The following is a 12,659-nucleotide window of genomic DNA, read 5'->3' as shown; positions in this document are numbered from 1 at the left end:
TCATTACAGGAATGCTCCTCTTTTATATATTAAACGATTAACAAGTAAAAAATATCCTATTTTAAAAAATAATTTTAATTCATCAACTAAAAATTAAATTCAAAAATATTTAATATATCAATAATAAGCAAATTGACCAATAGGTTTTTCACTTTTAACAATGACCCCACAAGGGTAATCCCTACTAGCAACCTTATATTGAAATTCTCCATAACAAACAGTATAATCAAATTTATTTTTAGCAATGATAATATCAAGTTTATCAGTTATTTAGGCTACTTCTTTATAAAGAGAATTATTAGCTTTTAATCTTATAAAATATCACTACTTAATATTTATACTGTAAATTGTACGTAGACCTATAAAATGTCAATAAAAATAATATATGCCCTTTTCATTTCTAAACAACACAAATAAAAACTAAAATAGTAGAATAATACATTTACCTAAATCTATTTGTATTATTCTACTTTATGTAAACTTTTGTATAAAAATACTTTTTTATCACCATGTCTTATATATTATAAAACCACCAGGTGCTCCACTTGCTTTAGATTTTAGAGAAGCCGTATTAGTGTTACCTGTGTGTGCTGCACATATAAGGTCTTTGTTAACAGAATCATACCCAACAATAATTAAAGTATGATACGCACGTCCTGTACTTGTTAATAGGGATACAGCATATCCTTTAAATCCATAGTTCCATGCATCTATAGTATAGGATGTGAATTTTTTATAAGCTATAGCGTTGTTTTGCCAATAATACCCAAATGCATCAGCACCTCTCCATGTTGAAGATACATTTTTGTGGAGTCTGTAAAGAATTTTGTGTAAAGTGGTTTAGAAATCTCCTTCTTGGCAAGAATTAAGAGAAAAGTACAAGGAGGAGATTTTTAATATCAATTTTATCAAAGGCACAACTAAAAGAATTTATTAAGGAAAGCAAAATCACAAGCGTAGCTAGTATTCAATCGACTTAAAAATAGTCTAATGTTATTTGTGTCATTTTTAGTTTAATACATTGAAAGAGAAAAATTACAAATTCTCCTTCATATGTATATTACTGGTAAAATAAAATTACCCGAAAAAGGGAAGATTTTTCCCCAGTAAAGATGGAAATTAAGCTCCTTTAAAGATTAAAATATCTTTAAGGGAGGGATTTAAATGCTGGGGTAGAAATGCATACAACAATAGAAACACTGTTTAATAAAGGATATAACAAAACTCAAATTGCATCAATTCTTAAAATAGATAGAAAAACCGTAAGGAATGTACTTAATAAAATTAATGAGAAGGGAGTTGTTGAAAGAAAAGAAAAACCTTCTATTCTTGATCCATATAAGGAATATATAAATATACAAGTTACTAAAGATCTTGGAGCAATGAGAATATTTCAGGATATGCAAAGAGAGTTTAATTTTACAGGGAGCTATGATACAGTAAAAAGATATGTTAAAAGTATAAAAAATCAGCCTCCAAAGGCATATATGGTATTAAACACTTTGCCAGGGGAAGAGGCACAAGTTGATTTTGGTTACATAGGTACATTAAATGTGAATGGTAAGCATAAAAAGGCATGGGTTTTTGTAATGACATTAAGTTATTCAAGATATATGTACATAGAAGTTGTTTTAAATCAATCTGTTAAAACATTTATAGAATGTCATAAGAATGATTTTAAATACTTTGGAGGAGTGCCTGAAACTGTAAAAATAGACAATTTAAAATCTGGAATATTGGAGGCAGATTTTTACGAGCCAACAGTGCAGAAAAACTATGCAGCTTTTGCTGCACACTATGGATTTTGGGCACAGCCCTGCAGAGTAAGAACTCCAACAGATAAAGGAAAAGTAGAATCAAATGTTGATTATGTAAAGAATAATTGTTTTAAAGGAAGAAATTTTAAAAACATAGATGAAGCGATAAGCTTTTCAAGAGAATGGCTTGATACTATTGCAAATGTTAGATAGCATGGTACAACAAAGAAAATCCCCGCTGAAGTTTTTATTCCATAGAAAAAGAAAAACTATCATCACTTCCAGCAGATGACTTTATCTTATCAAACTCTGTTAAATGTAAAGTAAACACAAACTGCCACATATCTTATGACGGCAATTATTATTCAGTACCATATGCATACATTGGGCAAGAAGTAGAAGCAATCATTGTAAATGATTTAATTAAAATCTACTTTAAAGAAAAGAAATAGCCCTACATACACTTTGGAACGGTGATAAGGGCCATTACACAACAAATAATAAACATTACCCTAATAGTAAGAATATATCAAGTGAAGACATACTGTCAAGACAAAGAGAAGAGATTAAAGAAATTGGGGATAATGCTCTAATGTTCTTTGAAAATTTCATAAAGCAGGGTAACCTTAAAAAATATGATTATAGGACTATTGCGGGCATCTTATCCTTAAGAAAAGAATATAGTGATGAAATAATAGATTCAACCTGCTTAAGAGCTATGTCTTATGATGCATACAGCTATAAAGTTGTAAAAAGAATATGTGAAAAAAGGATAATAAATTTACCTGTTAAGTCAAATGAAAGCTATACAAACCAAGAACAAACATCCATTACCAGAGATTTAAGAGAATATGATAAATTATCAACCTTAGGAGAGTTAAACAGATGAATGATTCATTAGTATCCCGTCTTAGGGATTTAAAACTTTCAGGAATAATAAAAACCCTTGATGTTAGAAATGAGGAAGCATTGAAAAATAACTTATCCTATATGGAATTCTTTGAGCTTTTGATAAATTATGAAGTTTTAAATAGGCAAAATAACAGCAATATAAAAAGAACAAGCAAAGCAAGATTCCCGCAACATAAAACTCGTGAAGAATATAATTTTAATTATCATCCTAATATTAATAAGAGATTTATTTATAATCTGGCGACCTGTGAATTTGTCCGCAAAAATGAAAATGTGGCCTTTATAGGTCCGCCAGGAACAGGTAAAACACATTTAGCTATTTCTATAGGATTAAAGGCAGTTGCCCAAGGATATAAAGTACTTTTTACTACCGTAAATGAAATGCTTGAAGAGCTTTACATATTAAGGGCAGATAACTCATTTCATCAAAAACTTAGATATTATACAACACCTGATTTGCTTATATTAGATGAATTAGGGCTTAAGAAGCTTAATCAAAATAGCGTCGATGATTTTTATGAAATAATTTCAAGAAGATATAAAAATGGCTCTATAATTATAACCTCGAATAAAGTGTTTGAAGAATGGGCAAGAATCTTTTATGATCCTGTCTTAGCTACCGCTATTTTAGATAGGTTTGTTCATCATTGCCATTTTGTAGTTATCAAAGGTGAGAGCTATACAATGAAGCAAAGAGAAGGAGTTATTAAAGCAATGACTGCGGAATCCTTGCCTAAAGAAAACTGAAAAGTATGTGCTTTTATTTTTTACATTTTCAGGTGGGGAAAAATCTTCCCGAAAGTGGGGAATTTTGATTGACAATAACATGGTTTAATTTGTAACCATCCATAATCCTAACCCCACCACCATTTCCTCGAATGGTTTCTATAGGGTAAGAAAGTGATAGGATATTTATGTCATTTCTAATAGTTCTTTCTGTAACTCCAAACTCAAAAGCTAAATTCTTCATTGTATCCTGCCTTCTTCTGCACAATGCTTCTATTATTTGCATCCGCCTTTCATTTGGTCCCATCACTTTCTCACCCCCTTTCCCTTGCTCTGTGGCTTTATAATAAAAGTTAAATAGGAAGGTTTTTTCCTATTTGAAAAAATTTTTATAAAAAATAGCCCGATAAGTTAGAATGTTTTATCTAACTCATCCGGCTATTTGGTAGTTCATTTGACTCCGTTGCTCGGTATGATTATTTATAACTAGGATGTCTTTTTATGTTGATGACTTTTTACACCTTGGACACTTTATTTCCAGTTCAACTTCACCAAATTTTAAATCAAACAATCTTTGATTACATATTGGGCATTTTACCTTTTCCATTGTTTTTCATCCCCCTTTTTCACTATGTTCACCAATTCGCGTAATTATAATTAAAAAAATTATTCTTAAACTTTTGTTTATATTTACTTTAAATATTGCACTAACAAAGAACTAAAGAAACGTTAGCTGATTTCCTTGTTTTAAAAATTCATCCTTTCCTATTATAAATCCAAACTTTTTTAATTTTATTTTTGCTGCTTTTTTGATACCCCATAGGCTTCAGCTATTTTATTAGGAAACTCATACTCAGCAAATTTATCGAGTTTTGAGTCTATACCTGTTACTACTTTTCCATTATTAATACCCTTATCTTTTAAAATCTTATTTGCAAGAGGAATAAATGTAGATTTAGGCATAGCAATAGCAGCTGCAAAATAATCTGCTTGATGCTCTCTAAAGTCTTCAGGAGTGATTAATTGTTTTTTACCTTCAAAGTTTTCAATACTGCTTGTACGACAACATATTACAGGTTCCATATTTATCTTATTTGTATTAAATATTGATAATTGTTCACCACATTTCTTATATACTTTTTATGCATCCAAAAATGTCCTGCTTCATGAAGTGCTGTAAATAAAGCTAATGGTTCTTTACCTTTTTCCATAATACTAATATCAAGAATTATAGTATTTTCCTTCACTATAATGTCTCTTGTACACAAGTTTTCTTTATCAAATATTTTTAATTTTCCTTTATCAAATGCTGTTGCTCCTAATTTTGGCTTTTCATTCTCCTCATAATAAATATATTGGAACTCTAAGTTAGCACCTAAATATGATTCTAAAAAGTGCATATAATTAATTGTACTTGGTTCGTTTAAAAGATTAGGTTTATAATCCTTTAAAATCAATTCAGCAAGCTTGTCTATCTCTTTATCACTTATTATCGGGTTGTTTGTTTTTTATCAAATTTACCTCAACCGAATTCAATCATTTTATTTCTCCTTTTTTTCTCAATTTCTCTTATGAATTTTTTCCAATCCTCTTCAGTTACAACTCCAGCATTTGATTGTCTTAAAGCAAACCTTGCCATATCTCCTATTTCATCATACATCATTATTTCTTCTATATCTGATGGTATTTCCTTACGTTCTCTTGCGGCTAAATCATACATTTTAGCTTTATCTTCTCCTGAAAGGTTAAGCTCCTGTGCAAATTTCTCAATCTTATCAGCATCAAAAGGTTTTCTCCTGTTATTTTCTATATCGCTCAATAAACTTAAAGATATTCCTAACATTTCTGATACATCTTTAAGTGTTAATTTTCTTGGATCATTTAGCCTTTTTGTTTTATAAAATCACCAAAACGAATATATTTTTCTTTCATGAACTCACCTCCTCTATTTACGCATATTTCACACCTATGCGTAAATATTATCAAGTTATTCATAAATTGTGAACCATATTTTACTAAATATTTTTAATTATTTGCATAACTTTGCTGCTGAACTTTTAGCACCTATTGCTTTATTTAAAAATATTCATGGTCTAAGTCCTGCTATGATTCAAGCTCATGTGTAATGTTTCTGAAGAAGCCTCAATGTATATATATAGAAATACCTTTGGCCATTTTGAAATGTATAGGCAGGTTGAAATGATATTTTAAGAGAAATTTTTGATTTTGTTATTGGAGTGCAATATTAAAGGGTGAGTAGTTTGCCGCTACGCACCCTTTGGGGTTTATATATACTCCTCCCATTTAGCATAGCTTAATTTTTACCAATAAATTACCTCCCATCGATAGTATTTGCTTTTATTCTATCAATGGGAGGATGAGATATCTAGGTACTTAATTTTTGACGCTTACGCCCATGCTGGGCACACATGAAAAAGAGGAAGCAGTATTTACCGCTTCCTCTTTAAGTTATGGTGTTTATTAATGAGCTTTATTTTTCATTTCTTTTCTTATTCTTTCTCTTCTTCTTCAGTTAATCCTGTTGCTTTTATTATTGTATTTATATCAAGTCCAAGATTAATTAGATTTTCTGCTACTTCTATTTTACCTTTCTGCATTCCAATTTCTATGCCTTTTTTCTCAGCTACATGTAGTCTTGTCATTTCATCCCTAATTGCAGCCATCCTTGCTTCGTATTCCATCCTTGCTTTCTTATCCTTGCTTATTATCTTTAGAAGGTCGTATGCGTAGTTGATGTCTTCATTCTTCTTTGATAGCACATCAATCACCTCCCTCTTTCCATCTATGAATTCCATCCACATTACCAGCGGATCATCTTCATCCTTTGGAACTTCTGGATTATAAAGTTTCTTAAGCTCTAAAAAATGTATTTCAAGTACATCTGTTAGCTTAAATTTTGTTTCATCCTCAAATATGTGGTAGACTGAGCTTAGCTTTTTAAGTGGTGTTACATCAAAGTCCACTATGTTTATAGTTATACATTTCTTTAAATGTGTGTAGTCTAGTCCTGATTCTAATTGTTGCGTGTACATCTTGCTCCAGTAAAAGAGTGTTCTCTCTGCCATGTAACCACTGTCAATTATTTGAACTTCTATGTCTATTTCTTTCCCATCCTTAGTTTTTATCCTTACATCTAAGACTCCCTTTTATCTTTCTTATGATTTTTTATAAGCTCGCTATTTAGTATTTCAAGTCCTTTTAGTTCTTCCTTAGGTACTCTTAGTACTGCACTTAGGAATGAAACTAATGCTCTTTTATGTTGCTGACTTCCAAAGATATATTTAAACACAAAATCCATCTTTGGTGGGATTAGGTCATAGTCTTTTTTATATCTACACTTTGTACTTTTATTTTATCGTTATAATTATCCTTATTTAAATTACCTTTCTTTGGCATATCATCTACCTCCAATTCCCTTAACATTATTTTAGCAGGATTTTGTTTTTTATGCTACTGTTTACAAGTCTTCAAATGTTATATGTGATGAGGATACCAGTATATGTGCATAAAAACATTACAGTTGTTGTACAAATAAACTAATATTATACTATGATTTTCATTCAATTTGAGTTATTATAAAACCTGCATTACCTCTTACATCAATACCACGCACTCAATGTGAAACGTTTATGTAACCATATCCACTTTAACAAAAACTCTTATTTCTAAAAGCTTATAAAAATGTGTTGTTCTAATTTGATAAAACATTTTACCATTTACAATTCAACTTCCGTTAGTCTTTTTATCGTAAATTTTTTAGGGGATACTCAATACTTTAAAATCACTCTCAAACAAGAAAGGACAAGCATTCTAGTCAAATATCCCCCTTAGCTTTGACAAAAACTATTAATCTATATTAAATTCTTCCCTATAATCGAACCATTATATAATTCAAACTTTATAATTTCTTCTACTTAATTATTTGTCTAAATTTTATCAAAGTAGGATACTGTTATCAATGTTCTTATTCTTACTCTTACCCAATTATTAATTAAAATCTTCTTTTAAACTTTTGGAATAGAAATATACGTTATGAATTTATTTCCAATTTCAGTTGTTCTTGAAGTAAGTGCACCACTTTCTGTCATTGTTGTATGTAAACTTTCTAGTTCTAATAATCCCTTAGAATAAAGATCTTTGATTATTATGTCATAGAAGTTTCTTTTACCTTTTAATTCTGGAAAAGCAATCTCAAGTATATTTGCAGGCGAAGTCGTATAAAATTGCGGTATATTTATTTTTCTTTCATTAAGCCATTCTCTTGGATTTCTAAAATAGGTGAAGATTTTCAAATGCCACGGTGTTAATAAATCTATATAATTAATAAACATTAGCTGTAAGTTCTCATCAATTTCTATTTTTATAGCTGAATTTAATACTGCATTTTTTAAAGCCTCCAATTTCTCCTCATTATGATTTTTTATTGCTGTTTGTGTGGCATGCATAACTATAGTAATAAAATTATCATTCTGTGATAAAGAATCCCAATCAAAATTTTGTATTTTACTTTTTATATTTTCCAACTCCTTATAAATGCGTATTAACCACTCATCCCTTCTTTTTGAAATAGGAGGTGCAATTATGTTTGAAAAAATTTCAGCAGCAACTCCTCCAAATACTGGTATCATTGATAACCCAGTTTTTGCAGCAGTATGCAAAATATCTTCTTTTGAATTTTTTAAATCTTCTTTAATATTTTTACTCAATTATAACACCTCTGTTAAAATAAAATTTACATAAAATTATGATCAAAGATTTTTAGACTAATAATTTTATATTTCTACATCAAAACTTATTTCCCTTCTTTTTTAAATTATATATTCAATTCCCCTCGTCTCCAAGTCTTTTTACACTACAAAACAAAAAGCCCTGATTTCTCAAGGCTTTTATCTATCGTATCAATGAATCGTTCAAATTTGTCTTTGGACGATGATGTTGATACAAGTTAGTGGATTTTTTAGTATGGTTAACACCCTCAATATTGCTAAATTATTTTATATTTCTGCTTAAAGGTGTGCATCTTTATAAAACTTTCATAAATTTCTAAACCATAAATTTAAGAATAAGAATAAATATGTATCGTTCAAATTTACATATGAGGAAATTGCACAATTAAGAAATTTTAAAACTGTATCATTTATCCACAGGTTGTAATGTTGATTTGTTTTATTTTAAATAAAAATTGATTTAAATATGTGTTTTTGACGCACTTTAATAAACCACAAACAAATATTGTGATTTTATGGTAAATATTATATTTTATTGCCACTAAGCACTTGTGGATAATGTGTTTAATTTATTTACAGCTATTGTTCCAGCAACTAATGATATACAATTGAGTAATGCCCATGTTTTAGCTTTGGCTATTCCTGCGGAGCGTATATTATCTAAATTTAAGTATTCTTTTAATCTACTATTGCATCTTTCAACAGAGGTTCTTAAGTTATATAATTTAACCCATTTTTTTGAGCCTCTTAGCGGATAGCTAAATAACCTATGGTTTTTCTTATAATTTACTTTTAAACAATACCCATAGTTTGAACTGCTACACCAGCTTAGCCCATATGGACAATCAACTTTCCCTGTAGCATGAGGGACAACGAAGTTTTATATAATTTCCATCTATACCCCAAAATGAAAGAGGATATCCCATAGAACATATAGGCCATAGGTTATCATTAAATCCTTCTGGTGGAGCATAACTACCTCTTTTGTTGTATGCTATAATTGCTTGACCATTAGTATTATTTATAATGTAGTTGTAATTTTCCTCAATATCATAACTTGAATCCATTATGTAATATCTAGGACTTAATATAGAACCCCAAAATTGTTTAAATTTTTTAAGTAAACAAATAGCATACTTACCATCATTAAAACTTGCAGGAGTAATGTCTACATAAAGTGGTAATTCACTTTTACAATCTACTATTATATGTGCTTTCCAACCAAACCACTTTATATCATTACCATCAGTATCTTTTTCTTGCCCCAATTAGGAGATACTCCATCATCAGAGATTTTGGATTTAGGTTTAGCTTTTTCAAAGGAATCTAATTTAGTAGCATCAATGGCAACATTAGTATCATCAATGATACCTAAATTTTTAACTTTTAGCACAAGACGTTTAAATTCTTCTTCTACATCAGGCATAGATGATATTTTAGATAAAAATCTACTAAAAGTTGATGTAGAAGGTGAAGGTTTTAATATATCAAAACCACAATTAAATTTAAAGTATAAGTCAGAATCTAATCTTTGCTTTAATCTTTCAAAATCATTGATTTTCTCTAATTGCATAGCAATTAATGCATTAATTAAAGAAACAGGGTTATATCCTTTGGGACCTCTTTTATGTTTAGGTTTCGTAAGTTTATTTATCAAGTTACTAAAATCAAGTTGAGATAAAATTAATTGAAGTTTATTTTCTTTTTGAAATTTTAATATTTCCTCGAAGGAAAATAGACATTCTTGTCGAATATACATAAGTAGGATTCACCCCTTTGTTGGTATTTTATTCACACTTATTATATTCGACATTTGGGGTGAATTTCCTTTTTGTGTTACTAAAAATTAAGTATTTTCAAGGTTTTAAAAATATGCAATTTGCTCAAATAACAAAGGGAGTGATGTAAATTTGAATTTTACTTCAGAAGAAATAATAAAAAAATATATGATGGCTTTAGTAAAACTTATAAAGCATTTAGTACTTTTATAGATTCAGGATTTTTATGGGATGAATGTATAAAAACAGTTAAAAATCAGGATTTGATGAATAAAATAATATTTTGTAATGATGTTTTAAATGTTCCACCTGTAAAGGTTTTTGTGTTAGTTAATGATAAAATACCATCAAATTTAACTGATTATGAAAAGAAAGCCATAGGGGCGTTTTGGGGTTATGTTTTTAAATTTGTATTTGGATATCGTAATCAAAGAAGTGTTCCTATAAATGTAAAAGGTATAAAGACAGCTACTACTTACTTTGATGTTAATGAGAGGATAATAGTAATTTAAAAAAGGAGGATAATAATATGATTAAGTATTCAGAACAAGAAATAATAAATAAATTGAATTTTGCCAGATCAAATAAAAAGCCCGAAGAGTTATATAAAGAGGGATTTTTAAATTACAAGGGAAAGACCAAAGATACAGAAGAATACTATACTGAGGTTATATCTCGAGAATTGATAATTAATAACTTTGTTAAACAATTGAATGGAATCCAACATATTAGTCGCTCAAATTACAATGCAGGACATACAGGTGTTGTTACCACTTCCAATACTACTTCAAACAGAATTGAAGATAGAATAGCTATTGCATTATTTAATGCATCAAAAATTTTGGCATTATTTTTGGAGAATTAGGAGAAATAATAGACTATCAAATACCATTGAAGAAAACACAAAAGGATGATGGAGTAGGTAAAATTGACCTTATTAGCAAATCCAAGAACAGTATATGGTTAATAGAACTTAAGTGTTATAAACACAAGGATAAAGAGGCTAATGAAGAAACTTTATTAAAAGCAGCATTAGAGATAGCAACATATTACCAGTGGTTAGATAAAGTTAATTTTTAAAAAGTTATCAGGATTTTAATGGATATACAAATGAACAAATAAAAAAGCGGTATTAATTTTTAATGAAAATGAAAGAGATGAAGAATATTTGGAATTAATGAAAGGTGAAATGCCATTTCTAAAAAATTTACTTAAACGATTGGATGTTAGTGTTTTTGATCTTGGAGTTGGTAAGATATGATAATAAGGTTTTTGGGTGGAGGAAGAGAGTTAGGGGGTAATTGTATTGAACTGACTTCAGAAAATAATTCAATTTTGCTGGATATAGGATTACCAATAGAAAATGAGCAGGATGTAGAAGTTGATTTTAAAGATAATTATGATGGAATATTAATTTCACATACACATGCAGATCACTATTCAAGAATAAAAAGATTTAAAAACAAGCAAAATAAAGTTTATATTTCAAAACCTATGAAGAAAATTTTAGAAGCAAGTAAAATATTTACGAATCCTCATAATAATTATCAGATTAATTATAAGAGGTGTTACAATGGGAAGAAAGAATTTGTTTTTACTGATTGATAATTCAAGTAGTATGTGGGACAGAGATATTAATACTTCAACAAGAAAGATAGATTTATTGAAAGAAAAACTTATATCTTTTTTAGAAGGTAGAATATGTGAATTTGAAGAAATATTTATATATAGTTTTGCTAATAGATTGAAAAGTGAAGGTATTACAAATGATTTAGAAGAGCTTGAAAAAGATTAAGATATATGAGTTGTTGGGGAAGTAGTTCTCGCATATGGGATTCAATTAATGATTTGATAAATGAAATTCAAAATAAGAGCAGATCAATCTCAGGTAGATACTTAATGGATGATAATAAGAATATTATTTTATGTGTAACAGATGGAGAAGATAATTCAAGTATAAATACATATGAAGAAATAATGGATAAAATTTCAAAACTAAATAACATAGAAGTAATAATAATTGATTTAAGTGGTGATATTAAGAAAACCAAGAAAAGCAAAAGGAATGTATATATCGAAGATAAACTTGAGAAAATAGAAGAAATACTAAATGAAAATAAAGAAACCAAGGATATTAACTTTACTGTTACAGTTCTTCCAATTGTTCCAACAAAAGAAGATGATGCTGAAATTGTAAGAAATATGCTGCTCAAGGCAATACCATATGTTGAAAAAGTAACTGGACTTAGGTATTATCCTGTTCCTACTTTTATTGTTGATAAGTATGTTATTAAGGATTATATTGAAACAGAAATAATTGATAAAGATAATAATGAACTTGATTTAAGAGATGATATAAAAGAAATAATAAAATTTATTTTATCAGTATCTCTTACATTTCATACAGGTGCATTTCTACCAGAAAATATAGGGAGGCAATTAAGGTCTATAGAATATGAAGGTTTTCATAATTTGTCTGGAAATGCAATTCTTATTTTAAGAGGTTATGCAGAAACAGCTTATAATTTATCAAATATTCTTAAGGATAGGTTTGATATATTTTTGATGAAAGAAATAACAATAATATTTTTATTTCAGAAATATCGACTGCAAAGGATCCTATTATTAACTGCTATGAAGATTTGAAATATATGGAGATGATTTTAAAAAATCAATGAGAGATATAGAAACGATATAAGCTTAAGTGGAGAATATTTTTATGTGTATGGAAATAGAGG

General features: G+C 28.8%; 14 protein-coding genes and 4 pseudogenes. 8 read left to right on the top strand and 10 right to left on the bottom strand.

What is annotated here, in order from left to right:
* Positions 1 to 504: 504 nt before the first annotated feature.
* Positions 505 to 825, bottom strand: coding sequence for an amidase domain-containing protein (locus PL321_RS21410; RefSeq protein WP_443110780.1), 321 nt, complete (start codon positions 823 to 825; stop codon positions 505 to 507).
* Positions 826 to 1,178: 353 nt separating this feature from the next.
* On the opposite strand from PL321_RS21410, the pseudogene istA reads away from it, so the two are divergent.
* Positions 1,179 to 2,646: pseudogene (istA, locus tag PL321_RS11515) on the top strand (IS21 family transposase).
* Complete coding sequence (istB, locus tag PL321_RS11510; protein ID WP_273962138.1) at positions 2,643 to 3,416, top strand: IS21-like element helper ATPase IstB; 774 nt, start codon at positions 2,643 to 2,645, stop codon at positions 3,414 to 3,416. Before istA ends, istB begins: the two are co-directional and overlap by 4 nt.
* A 28-nt stretch (positions 3,417 to 3,444) precedes the next feature.
* On the opposite strand, the gene PL321_RS11505 is transcribed toward istB, so the two are convergent.
* The 9 genes and pseudogenes from PL321_RS11505 to PL321_RS11465 all read right to left on the bottom strand — a co-directional run bounded on the left by PL321_RS11505 (position 3,445) and on the right by PL321_RS11465 (position 9,902).
* Positions 3,445 to 3,702 (bottom strand): helix-turn-helix transcriptional regulator, encoded by a 258-nt coding sequence (locus PL321_RS11505; RefSeq protein WP_273964545.1) that lies wholly within the window; start codon positions 3,700 to 3,702, stop codon positions 3,445 to 3,447.
* A 485-nt stretch (positions 3,703 to 4,187) separates the two neighbouring features.
* Positions 4,188 to 4,478, bottom strand: coding sequence for an ImmA/IrrE family metallo-endopeptidase (locus PL321_RS11500; RefSeq protein WP_273962137.1), 291 nt, complete (start codon positions 4,476 to 4,478; stop codon positions 4,188 to 4,190).
* Positions 4,479 to 4,480: 2 nt separating this feature from the next.
* Positions 4,481 to 4,852 carry a hypothetical protein gene (locus PL321_RS11495; protein ID WP_273962136.1) on the bottom strand — a complete coding sequence of 124 codons (372 nt, stop codon included), beginning with the start codon at positions 4,850 to 4,852 and terminating at the stop codon, positions 4,481 to 4,483.
* 65 nt (positions 4,853 to 4,917) lie between these two features.
* A pseudogene (locus PL321_RS11490) lies at positions 4,918 to 5,268 on the bottom strand (helix-turn-helix domain-containing protein); the annotation flags it as partial.
* Positions 5,269 to 5,905: 637 nt separating this feature from the next.
* Positions 5,906 to 6,714 (bottom strand): annotated as a pseudogene (locus tag PL321_RS11485) (Rpn family recombination-promoting nuclease/putative transposase).
* 706 nt (positions 6,715 to 7,420) lie between these two features.
* Positions 7,421 to 8,122, bottom strand: a complete 702-nt coding sequence (locus tag PL321_RS11475) for a hypothetical protein (RefSeq protein WP_273962134.1) — start codon at positions 8,120 to 8,122, stop codon at positions 7,421 to 7,423.
* A 562-nt stretch (positions 8,123 to 8,684) separates the two neighbouring features.
* Positions 8,685 to 8,903 (bottom strand): annotated as a pseudogene (locus PL321_RS21405) (transposase); the annotation flags it as partial.
* A gap of 85 nt (positions 8,904 to 8,988) precedes the next feature.
* Positions 8,989 to 9,411 carry a transposase gene (locus tag PL321_RS11470; RefSeq protein WP_273962133.1) on the bottom strand — a complete coding sequence of 141 codons (423 nt, stop codon included), beginning with the start codon at positions 9,409 to 9,411 and terminating at the stop codon, positions 8,989 to 8,991.
* Positions 9,375 to 9,902 carry a transposase gene (locus PL321_RS11465; RefSeq protein ID WP_273962132.1) on the bottom strand — a complete coding sequence of 176 codons (528 nt, stop codon included), beginning with the start codon at positions 9,900 to 9,902 and terminating at the stop codon, positions 9,375 to 9,377. The genes PL321_RS11470 and PL321_RS11465 overlap by 37 nt, the downstream gene beginning before the upstream one ends.
* Before the next feature lie 285 nt (positions 9,903 to 10,187).
* Here PL321_RS11465 and PL321_RS11460 point away from each other — a divergent pair, with 285 nt between their 5' ends.
* The 6 genes from PL321_RS11460 to PL321_RS11435 all read left to right on the top strand — a co-directional run bounded on the left by PL321_RS11460 (position 10,188) and on the right by PL321_RS11435 (position 12,567).
* Positions 10,188 to 10,433, top strand: coding sequence for a hypothetical protein (locus PL321_RS11460; protein WP_273962131.1), 246 nt, complete (start codon positions 10,188 to 10,190; stop codon positions 10,431 to 10,433).
* Positions 10,434 to 10,450: 17 nt separating this feature from the next.
* Complete coding sequence (locus PL321_RS11455; protein ID WP_273962130.1) at positions 10,451 to 10,786, top strand: hypothetical protein; 336 nt, start codon at positions 10,451 to 10,453, stop codon at positions 10,784 to 10,786.
* A 26-nt stretch (positions 10,787 to 10,812) separates the two neighbouring features.
* The gene (locus PL321_RS11450; protein ID WP_273962129.1) at positions 10,813 to 11,001 is read left to right on the top strand and encodes a hypothetical protein; all 189 of its coding nucleotides are present in this window, start codon (positions 10,813 to 10,815) and stop codon (positions 10,999 to 11,001) included.
* A 177-nt stretch (positions 11,002 to 11,178) separates the two neighbouring features.
* On the top strand, positions 11,179 to 11,526 hold the full coding sequence (locus PL321_RS11445) for an MBL fold metallo-hydrolase (protein ID WP_273962128.1): 348 nt from the start codon (positions 11,179 to 11,181) through the stop codon (positions 11,524 to 11,526).
* A complete protein-coding gene (locus PL321_RS11440) occupies positions 11,495 to 11,716 on the top strand; it encodes a hypothetical protein (protein ID WP_273962127.1) in 222 nt (73 codons plus the stop codon). The genes PL321_RS11445 and PL321_RS11440 overlap by 32 nt, the downstream gene beginning before the upstream one ends.
* A 104-nt stretch (positions 11,717 to 11,820) precedes the next feature.
* On the top strand, positions 11,821 to 12,567 hold the full coding sequence (locus PL321_RS11435) for a hypothetical protein (protein WP_273962126.1): 747 nt from the start codon (positions 11,821 to 11,823) through the stop codon (positions 12,565 to 12,567).
* The last annotated feature ends 92 nt before the right edge of the window (positions 12,568 to 12,659 follow it).

Source organism: Caloramator sp. mosi_1 (assembly GCF_028622835.1).
Classification (GTDB): Bacteria; Bacillota; Clostridia; order Clostridiales; family Caloramatoraceae; genus Thermobrachium.
The sequence above is the reverse complement of the archived record's forward strand: the minus strand, read 5'-3'. Positions and strand labels throughout refer to the sequence as shown.

What these genes read in the sequence shown, in the direction of transcription:
- PL321_RS11460 (WP_273962131.1), top strand. Translation starts at nt 10,188, where the DNA reads ATGAATAAAATAATATTTTGTAATGATGTTTTAAATGTTCCACCTGTA.
- PL321_RS11445 (WP_273962128.1), top strand. Translation starts at nt 11,179, where the DNA reads ATGATAATAAGGTTTTTGGGTGGAGGAAGAGAGTTAGGGGGTAATTGT.
- PL321_RS11505 (WP_273964545.1), bottom strand. Translation starts at nt 3,702, where the DNA reads ATGGGACCAAATGAAAGGCGGATGCAAATAATAGAAGCATTGTGCAGA.
- PL321_RS11455 (WP_273962130.1), top strand. Translation starts at nt 10,451, where the DNA reads ATGATTAAGTATTCAGAACAAGAAATAATAAATAAATTGAATTTTGCC.
- PL321_RS11435 (WP_273962126.1), top strand. Translation starts at nt 11,821, where the DNA reads ATGGATGATAATAAGAATATTATTTTATGTGTAACAGATGGAGAAGAT.
- PL321_RS11440 (WP_273962127.1), top strand. Translation starts at nt 11,495, where the DNA reads ATGGGAAGAAAGAATTTGTTTTTACTGATTGATAATTCAAGTAGTATG.
- istB (WP_273962138.1), top strand. Translation starts at nt 2,643, where the DNA reads ATGAATGATTCATTAGTATCCCGTCTTAGGGATTTAAAACTTTCAGGA.
- PL321_RS11465 (WP_273962132.1), bottom strand. Translation starts at nt 9,902, where the DNA reads ATGTATATTCGACAAGAATGTCTATTTTCCTTCGAGGAAATATTAAAA.
- PL321_RS11500 (WP_273962137.1), bottom strand. Translation starts at nt 4,478, where the DNA reads ATGGAACCTGTAATATGTTGTCGTACAAGCAGTATTGAAAACTTTGAA.